The sequence below is a fragment of the Streptomyces venezuelae genome, from assembly GCF_008642375.1.
In the GTDB taxonomy this organism is placed as follows: Bacteria; Actinomycetota; Actinomycetes; order Streptomycetales; family Streptomycetaceae; genus Streptomyces; species Streptomyces venezuelae_G.
This window is the reverse complement of sequence record NZ_CP029194.1, coordinates 2,741,676-2,760,980: the sequence shown is the minus strand read 5'-3', so window position 1 is coordinate 2,760,980 and position 19,305 is coordinate 2,741,676. Positions and strand designations below refer to the sequence as shown.

20 protein-coding genes are annotated in these 19,305 nt (G+C 70.8%); 13 read left to right on the top strand and 7 right to left on the bottom strand.

All coding sequences use genetic code 11. The annotated features are described in order from the left end of the window. Positions 1-51: 51 nt before the first annotated feature. From DEJ46_RS12145 to DEJ46_RS12130, 4 genes are all read right to left on the bottom strand, one after another. Entirely contained in the window at positions 52-528 is a 477-nt protein-coding gene (locus tag DEJ46_RS12145; protein WP_150265983.1) for a MarR family winged helix-turn-helix transcriptional regulator, read from the bottom strand. A gap of 83 nt (positions 529-611) precedes the next feature. Then, on the bottom strand, positions 612-1,397 hold the full coding sequence (locus DEJ46_RS12140; protein ID WP_150265981.1) for an AIM24 family protein: 786 nt from the start codon (positions 1,395-1,397) through the stop codon (positions 612-614). Next, the gene (locus DEJ46_RS12135; RefSeq protein WP_150265979.1) at positions 1,394-2,044 is read right to left on the bottom strand and encodes an AIM24 family protein; all 651 of its coding nucleotides are present in this window, start codon (positions 2,042-2,044) and stop codon (positions 1,394-1,396) included. The genes DEJ46_RS12140 and DEJ46_RS12135 overlap by 4 nt, the downstream gene beginning before the upstream one ends. Next, positions 2,044-2,682, bottom strand: a complete 639-nt coding sequence (locus DEJ46_RS12130) for an AIM24 family protein (RefSeq protein ID WP_150265977.1) — start codon at positions 2,680-2,682, stop codon at positions 2,044-2,046. The genes DEJ46_RS12135 and DEJ46_RS12130 overlap by 1 nt, the downstream gene beginning before the upstream one ends. 107 nt (positions 2,683-2,789) lie before the next feature. On the opposite strand from DEJ46_RS12130, the gene DEJ46_RS12125 reads away from it, so the two are divergent. The 7 genes from DEJ46_RS12125 (at position 2,790) to DEJ46_RS12095 (ending at position 9,558) form a co-directional block, all read left to right on the top strand. Then, positions 2,790-3,143, top strand: a complete 354-nt coding sequence (locus DEJ46_RS12125; RefSeq protein WP_150265975.1) for a DUF3817 domain-containing protein — start codon at positions 2,790-2,792, stop codon at positions 3,141-3,143. Next, a complete protein-coding gene (locus DEJ46_RS12120) occupies positions 3,140-3,433 on the top strand; it encodes an MTH1187 family thiamine-binding protein (protein WP_055641285.1) in 294 nt (97 codons plus the stop codon). The genes DEJ46_RS12125 and DEJ46_RS12120 overlap by 4 nt, the downstream gene beginning before the upstream one ends. 157 nt (positions 3,434-3,590) lie before the next feature. Continuing rightward, complete coding sequence (locus DEJ46_RS12115; RefSeq protein WP_150265973.1) at positions 3,591-4,313, top strand: hypothetical protein; 723 nt, start codon at positions 3,591-3,593, stop codon at positions 4,311-4,313. A gap of 32 nt (positions 4,314-4,345) precedes the next feature. After that, positions 4,346-5,005 (top strand): DUF4166 domain-containing protein, encoded by a 660-nt coding sequence (locus DEJ46_RS12110; RefSeq protein ID WP_150274343.1) that lies wholly within the window; start codon positions 4,346-4,348, stop codon positions 5,003-5,005. After that, positions 5,002-5,682, top strand: a complete 681-nt coding sequence (locus tag DEJ46_RS12105) for a TetR/AcrR family transcriptional regulator (RefSeq protein ID WP_150265971.1) — start codon at positions 5,002-5,004, stop codon at positions 5,680-5,682. The genes DEJ46_RS12110 and DEJ46_RS12105 overlap by 4 nt, the downstream gene beginning before the upstream one ends. A gap of 39 nt (positions 5,683-5,721) precedes the next feature. Continuing rightward, positions 5,722-7,593: a glycosyltransferase family 2 protein gene (locus DEJ46_RS12100; RefSeq protein WP_411757744.1), complete on the top strand. Its 1,872-nt coding sequence runs from the start codon at positions 5,722-5,724 to the stop codon at positions 7,591-7,593. 3 nt (positions 7,594-7,596) lie between these two features. After that, positions 7,597-9,558 (top strand): kelch motif-containing protein, encoded by a 1,962-nt coding sequence (locus tag DEJ46_RS12095; protein ID WP_150265967.1) that lies wholly within the window; start codon positions 7,597-7,599, stop codon positions 9,556-9,558. Positions 9,559-9,564: 6 nt separating this feature from the next. Here the strand turns inward: DEJ46_RS12095 and DEJ46_RS12090 are convergent, their stop codons facing one another. Continuing rightward, positions 9,565-10,581: a glycoside hydrolase family 6 protein gene (locus DEJ46_RS12090; RefSeq protein WP_150265965.1), complete on the bottom strand. Its 1,017-nt coding sequence runs from the start codon at positions 10,579-10,581 to the stop codon at positions 9,565-9,567. Positions 10,582-10,748: 167 nt separating this feature from the next. After that, positions 10,749-11,741, bottom strand: a complete 993-nt coding sequence (locus tag DEJ46_RS12085) for a DUF5937 family protein (protein WP_150265963.1) — start codon at positions 11,739-11,741, stop codon at positions 10,749-10,751. A gap of 91 nt (positions 11,742-11,832) precedes the next feature. On the opposite strand from DEJ46_RS12085, the gene DEJ46_RS12080 reads away from it, so the two are divergent. The 4 genes from DEJ46_RS12080 (at position 11,833) to DEJ46_RS12065 (ending at position 15,906) form a co-directional block, all read left to right on the top strand. Next, the gene (locus DEJ46_RS12080; RefSeq protein WP_150265961.1) at positions 11,833-13,206 is read left to right on the top strand and encodes an MFS transporter; all 1,374 of its coding nucleotides are present in this window, start codon (positions 11,833-11,835) and stop codon (positions 13,204-13,206) included. A 42-nt stretch (positions 13,207-13,248) separates the two neighbouring features. Then, on the top strand, positions 13,249-13,758 hold the full coding sequence (locus DEJ46_RS12075; protein WP_150265959.1) for a MarR family winged helix-turn-helix transcriptional regulator: 510 nt from the start codon (positions 13,249-13,251) through the stop codon (positions 13,756-13,758). 43 nt (positions 13,759-13,801) lie between these two features. Further along, a complete protein-coding gene (locus DEJ46_RS12070) occupies positions 13,802-14,134 on the top strand; it encodes a DUF3817 domain-containing protein (protein WP_055641276.1) in 333 nt (110 codons plus the stop codon). Between the two features lie 71 nt (positions 14,135-14,205). Continuing rightward, positions 14,206-15,906 (top strand): methylmalonyl-CoA mutase, encoded by a 1,701-nt coding sequence (locus tag DEJ46_RS12065; protein WP_150265957.1) that lies wholly within the window; start codon positions 14,206-14,208, stop codon positions 15,904-15,906. A gap of 113 nt (positions 15,907-16,019) precedes the next feature. On the opposite strand, the gene DEJ46_RS12060 is transcribed toward DEJ46_RS12065, so the two are convergent. Next, the gene (locus DEJ46_RS12060) at positions 16,020-16,652 is read right to left on the bottom strand and encodes a TetR/AcrR family transcriptional regulator (RefSeq protein WP_150265955.1); all 633 of its coding nucleotides are present in this window, start codon (positions 16,650-16,652) and stop codon (positions 16,020-16,022) included. 321 nt (positions 16,653-16,973) lie between these two features. Between DEJ46_RS12060 and DEJ46_RS12055 the strand changes: the two genes are divergently transcribed. Beyond that, the gene (locus DEJ46_RS12055; RefSeq protein ID WP_150265953.1) at positions 16,974-17,945 is read left to right on the top strand and encodes a tetratricopeptide repeat protein; all 972 of its coding nucleotides are present in this window, start codon (positions 16,974-16,976) and stop codon (positions 17,943-17,945) included. A 602-nt stretch (positions 17,946-18,547) separates the two neighbouring features. Beyond that, positions 18,548-19,216, top strand: coding sequence for a DUF6230 family protein (locus DEJ46_RS12050; protein WP_150265951.1), 669 nt, complete (start codon positions 18,548-18,550; stop codon positions 19,214-19,216). Positions 19,217-19,305 lie beyond the last annotated feature (89 nt).

The window sequence follows — 19,305 nt, the reverse complement described above, 5'->3', positions numbered from 1 at the left end:
GGGAAGGGCCTCTCCGGTCGTCCGGAGAGGCCCTTCCCGTTCTTTGTCAGGTCACGGCTTGCCGCGCCGTCCGCGGAGCTGCTCCGCGATCGGCTTCAGGGACTCGTGGAGGTCTCCGAGGGCCTCGGGGCCGATCTGGTCGATGAAGTGCCTGCGCACCGATTCGACGTGGTGCGGGGCGACCTTGCGCATGGTCTCCATGCCCTCGTCCGTGAGGACGGCGTACAGCCCGCGCCGGTCCGACTCGCAGTTCTCGCGCCGGACGAGGCCGGCGTTCTCCATCCGGGTGATCTGGTGGGAGAGCCGGCTCTTCGACTGGAGGGTGGCCATGGCGAGGTCGCTCATGCGCAGCCGCCGCTCCGCCGACTCCGAGAGGTTCACCAGGATCTCGTAGTCGTTCATCGTCAGTCCGAAGGGCTGGAGGTCCTTCTCCAGCTGGTGCGTCAGCATCCTCTGGACGTCCAGGAAGGTGCGCCAGGCGCACTGCTCGCCGTCGCTGAGCCAGGGGGTGGCGGTCTCGGTCTCCATGTATGGATTCTACCTAAGAAGTTGAATACTTGACGAAGTCTGGGAGCGTGCGTTCGAAGACGTCACACTCCGCAGACTACCGCTCACAGACCGAAGCGCCGCTGGAGGTCACCGAGCTGGCCGGGAAGGCGCGGTACCGAGCCCGGCACGCTCTGGCCGGAACCGTGCCCACCGTGGCCGCCCGGGACACCCGCCTGCGCGGGCGGCCCGCCGATCGCCCGGTCCGGCATGAGCAGCTCCGTCGACTGGAGCAGCACCGTGCCCGCGCCCACGAACTCGAACTGGTGCTCCTCGCCCGAGGTGCCGCCGATGCCCGTCAGGGCCCGTACGCCGCCCATGACGCCCGTCATGTAGCCGTGGTCGTAATGATGACAGGGGGAGGGGCAGTCGGCCCAGCCGACCAGGGCCTGCGGGTCCACCCGCATCGGCGGCTCCATGAAGACCACCGGACCGTTCGACGCGGCCACGAACTTGCCCGTGCCGATCAGCGTCACGAAACCCGGCACGATCGACTGCTTCAGCGCGAGCGTCGGCTCGTAGGCGAGCAGGTTGCCCGAGCGGATCGTCAGGTTGCCCTGATCCAGGTCGAAGGAGTTCACGTCGAAGGCCCGGTCCGCGAGCAGCATCTTGCCGCTGCCCTCCGCGACCACCCAGTCGCTCGCGTGCAGCGGCGAGTGGAAGGACGTGCGGACCAGCCGGTCGAGCCGCCCGTGCCCGATGCCGTTGAACTCGATCCGCCCGTAGTAGGCGATCATCTTGCCCTTCTGCAGAAACCACTGGGAGCCCTTGAGCTCCACGCAGAAGGTGTACGGGTTGACGTTGTCGTCCGACGGAAGCGTCGTCGGGTCGTGGATCACCGGGGTGCTCACAGCTTCTCCTCCGAGGCCTGGACGTACACCGCGCCGCTGCCGCTCAGCTCCAGCTGGAACGCCTCGCCCGAGCCGCGCCCCACCATGTCGCGCCAGCCCAGCGCGGTGGAGAGCTTGTTCCGTACGTCGCCGTGGTGGGCCACGTACGCCTGCGGGTCGACATGGACCGGGCGGCCCGGGGCGATGGGCAGCTCGACGACCCCGCCGTGCGCCATGACGGCCACCGAGCCGTGCCCCTTGAGGGTGGTGGTGAAGAGGCCCTGGCCGGTCACCTGGCCGCGGACCATGCCCATGACCCCGCCCTGCGAGCCCATGAACATCGTGCCCTGCTCCAGGCTGCCGTCGAAGGCGAGGAGCCGGTCGGCCTCCACGTACAGAGTGTCGCCGGTCAGTCCGATCACCTGGATGTGGTGGCCGCCGTGCCCGAACATCACCGTGCCGTTGCCCTCGACCGTCATCAGCGGCGTCGCCTCGCCGGCCACCCTGCGGCCGATCATCGACATCACGCCGCCCTGGCCGCCGGCCATGTTCGGCGTGAAAGTGACGTCGCCGCGGTACGCGAGCATCGCGCCGCGCTGGCTGAACATGCGCTGCCCGGGGACGACGGTCGCCTCGACCATCTTCGAGTTGATCTCGCGGAACGGCATCAGACGTCGCCCCCGATCGTGTTCCGCTCGCTCGGCTGGACGTACACGAGGCCGTCCCCCTCGAAGCGGATCTGGAAGGCCTCGCCGCCGCCCTCGCCCATGAGGGTGCGGAAGGTCACACCCGACTGGAAGTGCTGCTGGAGGTTGCCCTGGTGGGCGATGTACGCGCCGGGGTCGACCTGGAGCGGGTACTGCGGGGTCACGCGCAGCACGACCGCCGGGCCGTCGGACATGATCGCCGCCTGGCCGGTGCCCTCGACGGTCGTCGTGAAGAGGCCGTTGCCGGTGGCGCCGCCGCGCATGCCCGTGAAGGTGGTGCCGGTGCGCAGCCCCGCGTCGGTGCAGAGCAGATTGCTCGCCTCGACCCAGAGCTTCTCGCCGTGCAGGGACACGAGGTTGATCTCGGAGGCCCGGTCGGCGAACCAGCAGGTCCCCTGGCCGCGTACCTCCATCACCTCCATCTGCTCACCGGTGAGCCGGCGGGTCACCATGCCACGCAGACCCTCACCACCACCGCTCATCTTCTTGAACGCCATCTGGCCGTCGTAGGCGACCATCGAGCCGTTCTTCGCCTTGACGGCGTCGCCCGTCATGGAGACGGCGAGCACCTTGCTGCCTTGGAGTCGGAACGTTGCCACCCAAGGAAGGTACTGGGGACCCGGATAAAGAGACAGCAAAGTCGGCGTGCACAATGGACGGGCCCTTGTGCATCCGTTCACAAGATCGAACGAAGGTGACCCCCTCCGTGGACATCAAGACCGCTTCCTCCCTCCACCGGCTCCGGCTCGTCTCCGCGCCGGAGGCCGTCTCGTTCCTGCTTCTGCTCGTCTGCTCGGTGCTCAAGCGGACGACGGACTTCAACGCGGTGCCGGTCATGGGCGCGATCCACGGCGTGCTCTTCATCCTGTACGTCCTCTTCTGGCTGGACGCCTGGAACCGCACCAAGTGGAGCTTCGGCACCGCCGCGCTGTACTTCGCTCTCTCGGTGCTGCCTTTCGGCGGCTTCTACGCCGAGCGGAAGCTGAAGAGCGAGGCCGCCGAGGCGGTCAGCGCCTCCCGCGCCCGCGCCGAGGCGGCCGAGGGTGCGGTGAAGGCGTGATCCTCGCGTTCTCGGTGACGCCGCTGGGCGTGGGGGAGGAGGTCGGCGAGTACGTCGCCGACGCCGTCCGGGTCGTGCGCGAGTCCGGGCTCCCGAACCGTACCGACGCCATGTTCACGAGCATCGAAGGCGAGTGGGACGAGGTGATGGACGTCGTGAAGCGCGCCGTCGCCGCCGTCGAGGCCCGCGCGCCGCGCGTCTCCGTCGTCATGAAGGCCGACATCCGGCCCGGCGTGACGGACGGCCTGACCTCCAAGGTCGAGACGGTGGAGCGCCACCTCGGCGCCTGACACCGCACGGCGCAGCCGCCGGGACCCCCGGCCCTGATCCAGGGGCCGGGGGTCTCTTTCCGTCCGCTGGTTGAGCGAGTGCTCAAAGTCGGCTACCTTCACTCGCGGGCAGTTTTGAGCAGTCGCTCAAGATACCGGACGACCTGGGGGAACGCCGATGGGCCTCTACATCGAGACGCGGGTGCGCGCGGACCTGGAGACGCTCTGGGAGCGCACGCAGGAACCCGACCGCCACCAGCGGTGGGACCTGCGGTTCACCGAGATCGCCTACCTCCCGCGCGCCGAGGGCGAGCCCCAGCACTTCCGCTACGCGACCCGCGTCCTGCCCTTCCTGGTCGTCGCCGGCACCGGTGTCTCCGCGGGGGAGCGCCACCGGGCCGGCGGCGACCGGGTCTCCGCCCTCCGCTTCGCCTCGCCCCACCCGCTCTCGCTCCTCGCCGAGGGCAGCGGCTACTGGCGCTACGTCCCCACGCCCGACGGCGTCCGCTTCCTCACCGGCTACGACTACCGGCCCCGCTGGGGCCGCCTCGGCCGCGCCGCCGACCGGCTCGTCCTCCGGCCCCTCATGGGCTGGGCCACGGCCTGGTCCTTCGACCGGCTGCGGCTCTGGTGCGAGCGGGGGATCACCCCGGAGCGCTCACGGAACCGCTGGCTGCTCGAACTCGCCGCCCGGGTGCTGGCCGTGGCCGTGCCGTTCGCCGCCACCTCGCTGCCGCTGGGGTCCGTGTCGCTCGCCGCCGTGCCGCTCACCGTCCTCGGGCTCGCCGCCGCCGTCCTCGTACCCCCCTCGTCGCGTACCCCCGCGGCCCGCCGCTGTCTGCGCACCGCGCCCGCCCGCAGCCGGGAGCCCCGGCTCCTCGCCACCCTGGAGCAGCCGTGACCGCGAGTCCCGCCTCGATCTTCCGCACCGCCATGGGGGACGCCGAATTCGAGCGGCTCCACCCCGAGCTCCGGCGCCGCTTCTCGGTCGGGCTCGCGAGCGGGGAGCTGTGCGTCGGACGGGGCGTCATGGACCGCGTCTGGCACGGCCGGGCCTTCGTGAAGCCGTTCCTCGCGGCCGGCGGGCTGCGGAACATCCTGCTGCCCCGCACCGGCCGGAACGTCCCCTTCATCATCGAGAACGTGCCGTACACCGACTCGTACGGCCGCGAGACCGTCACCTTCGTCCGCACCTTCGACCTGCCCGGCGGCCCCCGGCGCTTCGACGCCACCATGGTCCACAGCCCCGAGCGCGACTGCGTCCTCGACTACCTCGGCACCCACCAGCACCTCGCCAGCGACCTCCACCTCGCCGCCGAACCCGACGGCTCGCTCCTCATCACCTCCGGTGAACACCGCTTCCGCGAAGGCCCGTTGGACGTGCGCGTCCCCGAACTGGTCGGCGGCCGGGCCGAGGTCCGCGAGTCCTTCGACGAGCGCACCGGCCGCTTCCGCATCGCCGTCCGGGTGGTGAACCGGTACGTCGGGCCGCTCTTCGGCTACGAGGGCTCCTTCACCGCCGAGTACGCCGACGTACGCTCCCGGGGGGTGCGCGCGGGGCTGCGCCCGGTGCGCGAGGAGGTACGGGCATGAGCGGGAAGACCGCCGGAAGCGTGAAGGCGCAGGACGCCCGGAGCCAGGAGACCCGGGACAAGCTCCTCGAAGGCGCCCTGCGCACCCTCGTCGAGCAGGGCATCGCCAAGGCCTCCGCGCGGGCGATCGCGACCACCGCCGGCGTCAACCAGGCCCTGGTCTTCTACCACTTCGGCTCCGTCGACGAGCTGCTCGCCGCCGCCTGCCGGCACGGAGCCGAGCAGCGGGTCGCCCGCCACCGCGAGCGGCTCCGCTCCGTCGGCAGCCTCTCCGAGCTGCTCGCCTTCGGACGCGAGATGCACGCCGAGGAGCGGGACGCCGGGCACGTCGCCGTCCTCGGCCAGCTGCTCGCCGGGGCCCAGACCCACCCCCGGCTCGCCCCGGCCACCGCCGCCGGGCTCGACCTGTGGATCGCCGAGATCGAGCAGGTCCTCGTCCGGGTCCTCGCCGGGACCCCGCTCGCGGAGTTCACCGACCCCGCCGGGCTCGCCCGCGCGGTCGCCGCCTCCTTCGTCGGCCTCGAACTGTACGAGGGCGTCGACCCGGCCGGCGCGGAGGCGGCGCTCACCGCGCTGGAGCAGCTCGGCGCCCTGATGGCCGCGGTCGAGGAGCTCAATCCGGTCGCGCGGAAGGCCGTTGCGTACACCCTGCGGCGGCAGGGCGGTCGCGGCCGGTAAAGACGCCCACTCGGACTACTCCAGTCGACACGCCGAACGATGTCCCCTTTTGTTGGGGTATCGACCCGTTCGACGACAGCTGGAGGCACCGTGCGGCCGGGAGGCTACGACTACGACACCTACAGCCGACTCGCAGGTCCCCTCACGGACCCGGACCCGGCGGCCTACACGGTGCAGTACCGAAGTCTGCTCTCCAAGGAGCCGCACCGAATACGAGCCGTCCTGCTCATGTGCCTCGCGCCGCTCCTGTCGGCGCTGCTCCTCGCCTATCTCGTCTGGCCGAGCCACTGGACCGTCCGCGAGGGCGGCGACCGCTGGCTCGTCCACCTCGACACCGTGATGCTCGTGTCGATCGGCCTCATCTGCTTCTTCATGCTGGTGAACGTCACGTCGATCGCCCACGCCACGATGGTCGCCCGCGACCCGATACCCGTCCACGCCGAGCCCGGCACCCGCGTCGCCTTCCTCACCACGTACGTCCCGGGCAAGGAGCCGCTCTCCATGGTCCGCGGCACCCTCGAAGGCGCCGTCCGGCTGCGGCACGACGGACCGATGGACGTCTGGCTCCTCGACGAGGGCGACTCCCCCGAGGCCAAGGCGCTCTGCGCCGAGCTCGGCGTACGCCACTTCACCCGCGCCGGCGTCCCCGAGTGGAACCGTAGGAAGGGCGTCCACAAAGCGAAGACCAAGCACGGCAACTACAACGCCTGGCTCGCCATGCACGGGGACGACTACGACTTCTTCGCCTCCGTCGACACCGACCACGTCCCGCTCCCCAACTTCCTGGAGCGGATGCTCGGCTACTTCCGCGACCCCGACATCGCCTTCGTCGTCGGACCGCAGGTGTACGGCAACTACACCAACATCGTCACCAAGGCCGCCGAGTCGCAGCAGTTCCTCTTCCACGCCCTCATCCAGCGGGCCGGGAACCGCTACCGCGCGCCCATGTTCGTCGGCACGAACAACATCGTCCGGATCTCCGCCCTCAAGCAGATCGGCGGCCTGTACGACTCCATCACCGAGGACATGGCCACCGGCTTCGAACTGCACCGCAGGAAGAACCCGCGCACCGGCCACTTCTGGCGCTCCGTCTACACCCCCGACGTGCTCGCGGTCGGCGAGGGCCCGGCCTCCTGGACCGACTTCTTCACCCAGCAGCTGCGCTGGTCCCGGGGCACGTACGAGACGATCATCAAGCAGTTCTGGAAGGCACCCTTCCGCACCCCGCCGGGCCGCTTCCTCAACTACACCCTGATGCTCGTCTACTACCCGATGACGGCCGTCAACTGGTTCGTGGGCATCCTCAGCTGCGTCCTCTACCTCTGGCTCGGCGCCTCCGGCACCCAGGTCTCCACCTCGGTGTGGCTGATGATCTACAGCGACGCCGTCGCCCTCCAGATCGGGCTCTACCTCTGGAACCGGCGCCACAACGTCTCGCCCCACGAACCCGAGGGCTCCGGCGGCCTCGCCGGCATGGCGATGTCCGCGCTCTCCGCGCCCATCTACCTCAAGTCCCTCGGCTCGGCGGTCCTGCGCACCCGCGGCCGCTTCGTCGTCACCCCCAAGGGCGGCGAGGCCAGCCCCGACCGCCTGCTCACCTTCCGCATCCACCTCTACTGGGCGGCGATCCTCATCGCCTCGCTCGTGGCCTCCGTCCACTTCGACCACACCCACGCGGCCATGCGCACCTGGGCGTCCCTCGCCCTCGTCGTCGCCCTGGCCCCGGTCACCCTCTGGGCGTTCACGAACATGCGGGACCGGCGCGCCCGGACCGTCAGGGAGCGCGCCCGCGCCCGGGCCCGCGCGCGTGGTCTCGCCGACGCCCGCGAGGGGGTCGAGGTCATCACGGCGGCCACGCCGCACCCGACCGCCCCCGTCACGCCCGCCCCGACGACGACCGGAGGGAACTGAGCCATGGCCTACCGGCCGTCGAAGAAGTTCAAGAAGACCCTGCTCGGCAGCGGGGCCGTCGTGGTCCTCGCCGCGCTCAACGCCCCCGCCGCCGTCTCCTTCGCCGAGGAGAAGTACCACGCGTACAAGATCGCCCAGCCCGGCTACAAGAAGCAGTTCGGCTCCTGGGCGGAGGTCGACGTCCCCGCCGAGTACCGCATCAACGCCATCCACGCGGCCCTCCTCCGCACGGGGAAGGTGCTGCTGATCGCCGGCTCGGGCAACGACCAGAAGAACTTCGACGCCGGGACCTTCGAGACCATCCTCTGGGACCCCGCGAAGAACACCTTCAAGAAGATCCCCACCCCCGTGGACTTCTTCTGCTCCGGCCACACCCAGCTCCCCGACGGGCGCCTGCTCGTCGCCGGCGGCACCGCTCGGTACGAGGTCCTCGAGGGCGGCGTCGAGAAGGCCGGCGGCGGCATGCGGGTCAAGAACGAGAGCCCCGACAAGGCGGTCACCCTCAAGAAGGGCACCGTCTTCCGCTCCCCGTCCGGGGTCGAGTACGTCTCCAAGTTCGACGTCACCGTCCCCAAGGCCAAGCGCGAGTTCGAGATCTCGTACTTCAAGAGCGGCCAGATGAAGCCCTGGAAGACCAAGGTCACCGCCGCCGAGGCGCGGGTCTTCGTCGAGGCCAGGAAGGCGGGCCCGCAGGCCCTCACCACCGAGGCCGCGCAGTACGAGGTCGTCGGCCTCAAGGGCGAGGAGGCCGACAACGTCTACGGGCTCGCGCAGAAGCTCACCACCGAGAAGCAGGACTTCCAGGGCATCAAGGGCGCCTACGAGTTCGACCCCCGGGCCGAGAGGTACATCCCCGTGGCCCCCATGAAGGACGCCCGTTGGTACCCCACCCTCGTCACCCTCCAGGACGGCAAGGTCCTCGCCGTCTCCGGGCTCAACGACGTCGGCGACGTCGTCCCCGGCGACAACGAGATCTACGACCCCCGGACCAAGAAGTGGACCAAGGGCCCCTTCCGCTACTTCCCCACCTACCCCTCCCTCTTCCTCACCAAGGGCGGCAAGCTCCTCTACACCGGCTCCAACGCCGGCTACGGCCCCGCCGAGAAGGGTCGCGAACCCGGTCTGTGGGACCTGAAGAAGAACTCCTTCACGAAGCTCGGCGGGCTCACCGACCCCGACCAGCTGGAGACCTCCGCCTCCCTGATGCTGCCGCCCGCCCAGAACCAGAAGGTCATGGTCCTCGGCGGCGGCGGGGTCGGCGAGTCCCCGAAGTCCACTGCCCGCACCTCGATCGTCGACCTGTCCGCGGACAGCCCCGTCTTCACCGACGGACCCGCCCTCCCGCAGGGCACCCGCTACCTCAGCAGCGTGCTGCTCCCCGACGACACCGTCTTCACCAGCGGCGGGTCCGAGCAGTACCGGGGCCGCAGCGGCAGCGACATCCTCAAGGCCCAGTTCTACGACCCGAAGAGCAACGCCTTCACCGAGGCCGCGGAACCCACCGTCGGCCGCAACTACCACTCCGAGGCGCTGCTGCTCCCCGACGGCCGGGTCGCCACCTTCGGCTCCGACCCGCTCTTCGACGACAAGGACAACACCAAGCTCGGTACGTTCGAGCAGCGCATCGAGGTCTTCACCCCGCCCTACCTCCACCAGGCGGGCACCGACCGGCCCGCACTGGGGGAAGGCCCGCAGGAGCTCGACCAGAACGGCCGCGCCACCTTCAGGACCGACGACGCCGGACGGATCGTCAAGGCCCGGCTGATGCGGCCCAGCGCCGTCACCCACACGACAGACGTCGAACAGCGCTCGGTGGAGCTCGGCCTGACGAAGGGGCAGGACGGGAAGTCGGTCACCGTCGACGTACCGCAGGACCGCACGCTCGTGCCGCCCGGCTGGTACATGCTCTTCGTGACGGACGCGAACGGCATCCCGAGCGAGGCGAAGTGGATCCAGGTGGAGTGAGAGCGCTCAGGCCTTCGCCCTGCGGGCCAGGCCCAGGGCGTACTCCGGCCACCACGTCCCGGCGGCCGGGCCGCCCCGGCACTGACCGTCCGAGTCGCCGGGGCGCTTGATCCACAGATACGCGTCGACCAGCTCGTCCCCGGTCCGGTCCGTCGGCGGTACGCCGAGGGCCCGGCCCGGCGGATTGCACCAGGCCTCCGCCCGGTCACCCGGGAGGGGGCCGTCGCCGTTTCGGCTGGTGTCCACCGTGAAGTGGATGCCGCCGAGCAGCCCCGACAAGGTCGAGCCGAAGCCCTTCACCGTGTCGTTCGTCTGGAAGTTGGAGACGTTCAGCGAGAAGCCGTCCGCGCGGGCGACACCCGCCCGGCGCAGCGGCTCCACCAGCTTGCCCGGGTCGTCGATCCACGCCGGATTGCCCGCGTCCAGATAGACCCGGGTGCGCGGCTGCCGCTTGAGCCGCTCGATCGCTCCGGCGAGCAGCTCGTAGCGCTCGTCGTGGTACTGCGCGGGGGTGCAGCCGTCCACGATGTGCGGCACCGCGTCCGGCTCCAGGACGACGATGGCGGGGGAGTCGCCGATCGCCGAGGCGAAGGAGTCGACCCAGCTCCGGTAGGCCTGGGCGTCGTGCGAGCCGCCCGCCGAGTACATCCCGCAGTCGCGGTGGGGGATGTTGTACGCGACGAAGACAGGGGTCCGGCCCTCGGCCGCCGCGCCCCGCACCGCACGCGTGACCTCGGGGACGGGGTCGTCCCCGGCCGGCCAGTCCGCGACCGGCCGCTCCGCGATCCGCTTCAGGATCGCCGCGTCCTCGGTCCTGCCCTCCGCCTCGTACTTCCTGACCTGCTTCGCCGCGTCGCTCTCCGGGTCGACCCAGAAGGGCGAGCCGGCCGAGGGGGCCGGCGTCTCGCCGCGCGCGGACGGCGGGCCGACCGGGGTCTTCGGGGGCTCGTCCACGGAGCATCCGGTCAGGAGCAGCGCGGAGACGAGGGTCAGTGCGGCGGCGGTGACGGTGCGGCGGGACATCCGGCCCCCAAGGTCGGGTACGTCGGTGCGGCGGGGCGTACGGGTGCGGGGTTCAGGACATGCGTTCAGGACATGCGTTCAGGACATGGGTGCAGGGCCTGGGTCAGGGCCTGAGCGCAGGGCGTGGGTGCAGATTCAGGACAATCGGCGTCATCGTGACATGTCGGTCAGTCGGTTCCGGGCTGCGACACCGCGATCCCCAGCGGCGTCCGCTCGTACAGCACCTGGTGGCCGTACCGCCGGGAGGCCAGCAGCCCCGCGTCCCGCAGCACCGACAGATGCGAGGAGACGGAGGAGGGCGCGAGGCCCAGCCGGTGCGCGAGCGCCGTCGTCCCCGTCGGCTCGTCCAGGGCGCACAGGACGTCCGCCCGCGCGCGGCCGAGCAGCCGGGCGAGCGCCTCGGGCGTACGGTCCCGGGGCTCGGCCCACAGCCCGCCGATCCCGCGCGCCGGGTAGACCACCGTCGGCTGCCACGGCGGATCGAAGCCGCTCACGACGTCGGGCCAGGTGAAGACCGAGGGCATGAGGACGAGCCCCTGCCCGTCCAGCGGGCGGTCGTGCTCCCCGGCGTAGGCGACCTGGAGGGTGGCGGTCTCGGCGGCCCAGGCGAAGGCCGGGTGCAGCTCGCTCAGGAGCCGTTCGAGCCCGCCCTCGGCCAGCCGGCGCGAGTGGTACGCCACGTCCGCCTCCAGGAGCGCCCGCAGCCGGGGCCACTCGGGGGCGACGAGCGCCTCCCAGGCGGCCTCCAGGAGAACGCTCAGGCGCCGCAGCCCGTCGGCCGGATCGGCAAGGAGACGCCGACCCTCCTCGGTGCCGGCCGCCCCCGGCGTCTCGGCGAGCGCCCGCTCGAAGTCGTCGAGCGCGAGGGCCGGGTCGGTCTCCCGTACGGCGGCGATCTCCTCCTCGAAGGTGGCGGCGGGCCCGAGCGGCGGCGGGTAGAGGAAGTCGGGGCTGTGCCCGCGGAGCGGCATGAGGAGCTGGAGCGGACCGAGGTCGAGCCCCCGCGCGGCGCCCGCGATCCGCCGCAGCCACGGCAGGTGGTAGTTCTGCTTCCCGGGCCGGGCGAGGACCCGGACGGCGGAGTGCGTCTCCCAGAGCGGCGAGACCGCGAACCGGATCCGCAGCGGGTCGGCCTCGCCGAAGCGCAGGTGGTACGGCACGGGGCCCTCCCCGGGGAAGCGGAAGCGACGGAACATTCGTGTGGGGCCGAAAGTCTAGGGCTGGGCCCCCTCGCGGCGGCACGCTGCCGCCATGCCGAAGCACGACTCCCCGCACCCACCCCTGCCCACCGCGCCGACGCCTCCCGCCGACCCCGCTCCCGTTCCGGTTCCCGGCCCGACCCTGACCTCCGCCGGGGCCGGCCGCCCCGGCTACCGGGCCGTGTTCCGGGTGCGGGAGTTCCGGTTCGTCTTCGTGGCGCACCTCTTCTCGCTCCTCGGGGTCGTCGTCAGCGAGCTCGCGCTCACCGTGCTCGTCTACGACCTCACCAGCTCCCCGCTCCTCTCCTCCCTCACCTTCGCCCTCGGCTTCCTCCCCTACCTCCTCGGCGGCACCCTGCTCGCCGGGCTCACCGACCGGCTCCCGCCCCGCCGGATCCTCGTCGTCTGCGACCTGGTCTGCGCCGCCTGCGTCGCCGCGATGGTCGTCCCCGCGACCCCCGTCGCCGTCCTGCTGGCCCTGCGCTGCGCCATCGCCGTCGTCTCGCCGGTCTTCAACGGCACCCGCATGGCGACCCTCGCCGACGTCCTCGGCGAGGGCGAGCTCTTCGTCCTCGGCCGTTCCCTCCTGCGGATCGTCTCGCAGAGCGCCCTCCTGGCCGGCTTCGCCGTCGGCGGCGTCCTCCTCACCGTCGTCCCACCGCGCGGCGCCCTCGCCGTCACCGCCGGCACCTTCATCGCCTCGGCGCTGCTGCTGCGCCTCGGCACCGCCCGCCGGCCCGCCCGCGCCGCCGGGAAGGCCGCCGCGAGCGGGCTCTCCGGGACCTGGGCCGTGCTGCGGAACCGGCGGGTGCGCGCCCTGATGCTGATGTTCTGGGTGCCGCCGCTCTTCGCCGTCGTACCGGAGGCGCTCGCCGCGCCCTACGCCGACGAGGCAGGTGTCTCGACCGCCGCCCTCGGCCTCCTGATGTGCGCGCTGCCCGTCGGCACCATCGCGGGCGAGCTCTTCGCCGGGTCCTTCATCGGAGCGGCGACCCGGTCCCGGATCGTGCTCCCGCTCGCGGTGACCGGCGTCCTCCCCTATCTCCTCTACGCCGCCGAGCCCGGCGTCGCCCTCGCGGTCGTCGCGCTCCTCCTGGCGGGCACCACCGGCGCGTACACCCTCGGTCTCGACGCCTGGTTCGTCGCCGCCGTCCCGGAGGAGCAGCGGGGGAGGGCCATGACCCTGATGACGGCGGGCATGATGACCGTCCAGGGCGTCGGCATGGCGGGCGCCGGGATCGCGGCCGAGTTCGCGCCCGTGCACACGGTCGTCGCGGGCACGGGCGTCGTCGGGACGCTCTGTCTGCTCGCCGCCGCGGCGGAGCTGAAGGCCTCCGGGAGGACCAACGGGGAAACCTCGGGCGGGACCTCGGGCGGGACCTCGGGCGGGACCTCGGGCGGGACCTCGGGCGGGACCGAGAAATGAGACGGGGCTGACCGTCAAGTTCCCCATGGGTAAGGTCGACGCGTGCCGAAGCCGCTCAGTCTCCCCTTCGATCCCATCGCCCGTGCCGACGAACTGTGGCAGAAGCGCTGGGGCCCGGTCCCGTCGATGGCCGCGATCACCTCGATCATGCGCGCCCACCAGATCCTCCTCGCGGAGGTCGACGCCGTCGTCAAGCCGTACGGGCTGACCTTCGCGCGCTACGAGGCCCTGGTGCTGCTCACCTTCTCCAAGGCCGGCGAGCTGCCGATGTCCAAGATCGGCGAGCGGCTGATGGTGCACCCCACCTCGGTGACGAACACGGTCGACCGGCTCGTGAAGTCGGGTCTGGTCGCCAAGCGCCCGAACCCCAACGACGGCCGCGGCACCCTCGCGACCATCACCGAGAAGGGGCGCGAGGTGGTCGAGGCAGCGACCCGCGACCTGATGGAGATGGATTTCGGCCTCTCCACGTACGACGCCGAGGAGTGCGGCGAGATCTTCGCGATGCTGCGCCCGCTGCGGGTCAGCGCGCACGATTTCGACGAGAGCTGACCCGCGCGAAGATCGCCCGGAACGTGCCGTTACGCTCGACGGCATGAAATCCAGCGTGCTGACCCGCTACCGCGTCATGTCCTACGTGACCGCCGTCATGCTGCTCGTGCTCTGCACCTGCATGATCTTCAAGTACGGGTTCGACAAGGGCGAGGACGTGACCTTCATGGTCTCCCAGGCCCACGGCATCCTCTACATCATCTACCTCGTCTTCGCCTTCGATCTGGGCTCGAAGGCGAAGTGGCCCTTCGGCAAGCTCCTGTGGGTGCTGCTCTCCGGGACGATTCCCTTCGCCGCGTTCTTCGTGGAGCGCAAGGTCGTCCGCGAGACGTTGCCGCTGGTCAGCGGCGTGCAGCCGGAGCCGGTCAAGGCCTGACCCCCACCTCCGCACGTATGTGCGGAGGTTTGCCATCGACATTTACTAGGACGTCCTAGTAAATTCGAGTCATGGACGCTGACGCCATCGAGGAAGGCCGCCGTCGCTGGCAGGCCCGTTACGACAAGGCCCGCAAGCGGGACGCCGACTTCACCACGCTCTCCGGCGACGCCGTGGAGCCCGTCTACGGGCCCCGGCCGGGCGACGCCTACGAGGGGTTCGAGCGCATCGGCTGGCCCGGTGAGTACCCCTTCACCCGGGGACTCCACGCGACCGGCTACCGGGGCCGGACCTGGACCATCCGCCAGTTCGCGGGCTTCGGCAACGCCGAGCAGACCAACGAGCGGTACAAGATGATCCTGGAGGCCGGCGGCGGCGGCCTCTCCGTCGCCTTCGACATGCCGACCCTCATGGGCCGCGACTCCGACGACCCGAAGGCGCTCGGCGAGGTCGGCCACTGCGGCGTCGCCATCGACTCCGCCGCCGACATGGAGGTCCTCTTCAAGGACATCCCGCTCGGCGACGTCACCACCTCGATGACGATCTCCGGGCCGGCCGTGCCCGCCTTCTGCATGTACCTGGTCGCCGCCGAGCGTCAGGGCGTCGACCCGGCCGTGCTCAACGGCACGCTCCAGACCGACATCTTCAAGGAGTACATCGCGCAGAAGGAGTGGCTCTTCGAGCCCGAGCCCCATCTGCGTCTCATCGGCGACCTGATGGAGCACTGCGCGCAGGGCATCCCCGCGTACAAGCCGCTCTCCGTCTCCGGCTACCACATCCGCGAGGCCGGGGCGACGGCCGCGCAGGAGCTCGCGTACACCCTCGCCGACGGCTTCGGCTACGTGGAGCTGGGACTCAGCCGCGGCCTCGACGTCGACGTCTTCGCCCCCGGCCTGTCCTTCTTCTTCGACGCGCACCTCGACTTCTTCGAGGAGATCGCCAAGTTCCGCGCGGCCCGCCGGATCTGGGCGCGCTGGATGAAGGAGGTGTACGGCGCCAAGACCGACAAGGCCCAGTGGCTCCGCTTCCACACCCAGACCGCCGGGGTCTCCCTCACCGCCCAGCAGCCGTACAACAACGTCGTCCGCACGGCGGTCGAGGCCCTCTCCGCCGTCCTCGGCGGCACCAACTCCCTCCACACCAACGCCCTCGACGAGACCCTCGCGCTGCCCAGCGCACAGGCCGCCGAGATCGCGCTGCGCACGCAGCAGGTGCTGATGGAGGAGACGGGCGTGGCCAACGTGGCCGACCCGCTGGGCGGCTCCTGGTACGTCGAGCAGCTCACCGACCGCATCGAGGCCGACGCCGAGAAGATCTTCGACCAGATCAAGGAGCGCGGCCGCCGCGCCCACCCGGACGGGCAGCACCCGATCGGGCCGATCACCTCGGGCATCCTGCGGGGCATCGAGGACGGCTGGTTCACCGGCGAGATCGCCGAGTCCGCCTTCCAGTACCAGCAGTCCCTGGAGAAGGGCGACAAGCGGGTCGTCGGCGTCAACTGCCACCACGGCTCCGTCACCGGCGACCTGGAGATCCTGCGGGTCAGTCACGAGGTCGAGTGGGAGCAGGTCCGCGTCCTCGGCGAGCGCAAGGCGCGCCGCGACGACGCCAAGGTCCGCGCCTCGATCGACGCGATGCTGGTGGCGGCCCGGGACGGGTCGAACATGATCGCCCCGATGCTGGAGGCCGTACGCGCCGAGGCCACGCTCGGCGAGATCTGCAACGCCCTGCGCGACGAGTGGGGCGTCTACACGGAGCCGCCGGGCTTCTAGGGCGCGGGACAAGCGGCAGGGGCGGTACGGGAGTTCCCGTACCGCCCCTGCTGTCTTGCTGTCTTGCTGTCGTGCCGTCGTGCCGAGGTGACGGACTTCGGGCCCGCCCGGACTCACTCGCCGAGCGCCGCCACCGCGCCCAGGCCGCCCACCAGGAGGGCGGAGAGGCGGGTCACCCACTCACCGTCGACCGGTTCGGCGCTCACCAGGGCGCGGTGGACGACCGCCCCCGCGATGACGTCGAAGATCAGGTCGTCCGTGGCGTCCACGGCGACCGGATCGCGGTCCGAGGGGAGCTCGCCGCGCTGCTGCGCGCGCCGGCGGCCGTCCAGGACGAGACGCTTCTGGCGGTCGACTATCGAGGCGCGGATGCGCTCGCGCAGCGGGGCGTCGCGGGTCGACTCGGCCACCACCGCCATCAGGGCCGTCTTGGTCTCCGGGCGTTCGAGGAGCGCCGCGAACTGGAGGACGACATGCTCGATGTCGGCCTGGAGGGAACCAAGGTCGGGCAGTTCGAGTTCATCGAAGAGGACGGCAACGGCGTCCACCACGAGCTCGTTCTTGTTGGCCCAGCGGCGGTAGAGCGTCGTCTTCGCAACCCCGGCGCGGCCGGCGACGTCCCCCATCGTGAGCTTGGACCAGCCGAGATCGACCAGGGCGGCGCGGGTCGCCTCCAGGATGGCGGTGTCGGCCTCGGTGGAGCGGGGGCGTCCGGTACGGCTGTTGCGGGGGGTACTGCTGCACATGGACGACGACCATACCCGTCGGTAGGTACGGCGCCAGGGGTGCGTGATGTGAGGCAGTTCACCGATCGGATCGCTCCCGCGCCCTCCCCGCCGATCCCCCCGGAGAGTTACGCTACGACCTGTAGCGAAAGGCTTTGAGCGGCCCGAGCGACAACCAAGTGCCGGGTGGGGACCCGGCGCGCACCGGGTGGGGATCCGGTGCGGAACGAAGACGAAGAACCGTGTTGCCCGGGACGTCTCGCACACCGGCGGGAGGCGTACGGGCGGCACGGTTCCGCCATGACTTACCGGTTACGCGCGCGGAAGGGGGAGGATGTACGCATGCAGCCCCGAAACATGTCCATGAGCGGCGTCGTCGACCTTGCCGCGGTGAAGGCGGCCGGAGAGGCCAAGGCCAAGGCGGAGCAGGTCCGGGCCGAGGCCGCCCGGACGGGTGGCCCCGCCGCGGTGCCCCCGTCAGCCCTGGTGATCGACGTCGACGAGGCCGGCTTTGAGCGCGATGTCATCCAGCGCTCCGCCGAGGTCCCGGTCGTCCTCGACTTCTGGGCCGAGTGGTGCGAGCCCTGCAAGCAGCTCGGCCCCCTCCTGGAGCGCCTGGCCGTCGAGTACCACGGCCGCTTCCTGCTCGCGAAGATCGACGTCGATGCCAACCAGATGCTGATGCAGCAGTTCGGCATCCAGGGAATTCCGGCCGTTTTCGCGGTGGTCGCCGGCCAGGCGCTGCCGCTCTTCCAGGGTGCGGTGCCCGAGGCGCAGATCCGCGAGACCCTCGACCAGCTGATCATGGTCGGCGAGGAGCGTTTCGGCCTCACGGGCATCGCCGTGGACGCCGGCGCGGACGCCGAAGGACCGGCCGCCGCCGCACGCCCCGTCGGCCCGTACGACGCCCTCCTCGAAGCGGCCATGTCCGCGCTCGACGCAGGTGACCTGGCGGGTGCGGTCCAGGCGTACAAGAACGTGCTCGCCGACGACCCTGCGCATCCGGAGGCCAAGCTGGGCCTCGCCCAGGCCGAGCTCCTCGCCCGGGTCCAGGACCTCGACCCCGCCGTCGTACGCAAGAACGCGGCGGACGACCAGTCGGACGTCGCCGCGCAGATCGCCGCCGCCGACCTCGACCTGGTGGGCGGTCATGTGGAGGACGCCTTCGGGCGCCTCGTGGAGACCGTGCGCCGCACGGCCGGCGAGGACAGGGACGCGGCGCGGCTGCGGCTTCTGGAGCTCTTCGAGGTGATCGGCGCCGACGACCCGCGAGTGACGTCGGCCCGCCAGGCTCTCGCCCGGGTCCTTTTCTAGAACGCTCCCGAGTTCCCCGCAGTGCGCCGAATCCGCCGACGATTTGGCGACACGGCGACAAACGGCGGCCGCGCTTTACCAAAACTTGGTAATCGCGGCCGCTGTTACTTGCAGTAAGTCGAACCGAGGATTCTGTCCGCCTTCATCCGGCTATCTGATGATATTCGTCGGCACTCGACCGCACCCTGCGTGCCCGCTCGGCCCCGCCCCGCCATGCCCCGGTTATCCACCCGTTACTAGCCGGTAACGAACCCCCTTGTGCGAGCGCCCGGAATGGACAACGATCGGCGACGCTCGGTCCGAACCGCACACCCCGGCAACCACCCGGGTAAGAGGGGAGGGTCCCCACCGGGCGGGCCGGTGCCCCAAGCGCCGGCCGTGGACAGGGGGGTTCCCGCTCTCACCGAACGGGGCCTGTCCAATCCGGTCACGCGCAAAGCGTGGCTCATGGTTGTCGCTCGGGGGTGATCGCCGGTGATTCGGACGCGCAGCGCGCCGCCTGATGCCTCGGTGCTTCCCTTCCCGAGGACGTAGCTCTTCTCCCATCCCGGGACGGGCCCCGGCCCTTCCCGGAGATGTACGTCCGAGAAGGAGGAATTCTCATGAAGTCCCAGGTTCGTGGCGGAACCAGATGGAAGCGGTTCGCCGTCGTCATGGTCCCGAGCGTGGCCGCGACGGCCGCGATCGGCGTCGGCCTGGCCCAGGGCGCGCTGGCCGCGTCCTTCTCGATCTCCGGCCAGGAATTCAAGGTTAAGGCGAAGAGCCTCGTCGGCGAGGACTTCGTCCAGTACGGCAGCGTCAACGGCGCCAAGGACCTGGACGGCAACAACTTCGCCGCTCCGGTCGCCGTCTCGGGCTTCTCGAAGGCCTGGATCACCGACATGTGCCAGTCGGTCGTGACGCCGAAGGTGCCGTTCATCGGTGACGTCACGCTCCGGCTCACGGCCGGTGACGGCAAGGACAAGGTCTACGCCGAGGACATCTACCTCGATGTCTCCAAGCTCAAGACCAACGCCGAGTTCAAGCAGATCGACATCGGTGTCGCGGCCGGCGCGCTCAACACGGGGCCTGACGGCAAGCCGATCGAGGGCAAGCCGGGCATCCAGCCCAACACCAAGGCGAACCCGTACGGCTTCGGCCAGCGCGCCAAGGAGGCCGTGCTGAACGACGTCGAGCAGAAGGCGTGGGCGACCACCGCCGCCACCTTCAAGCTCCCGAACCTGAACCTGTCGCTGCACAGGGGCACGTCGCAGGAGTGCTTCAAGGACTGACCCGGTCCGGAGGGTGTGGGCCGTCCCGTACGGCCCCACCCGTTCCGGCCCGTCAGCACCACCTTCTTCACCTTTCTCAGCAACACCGC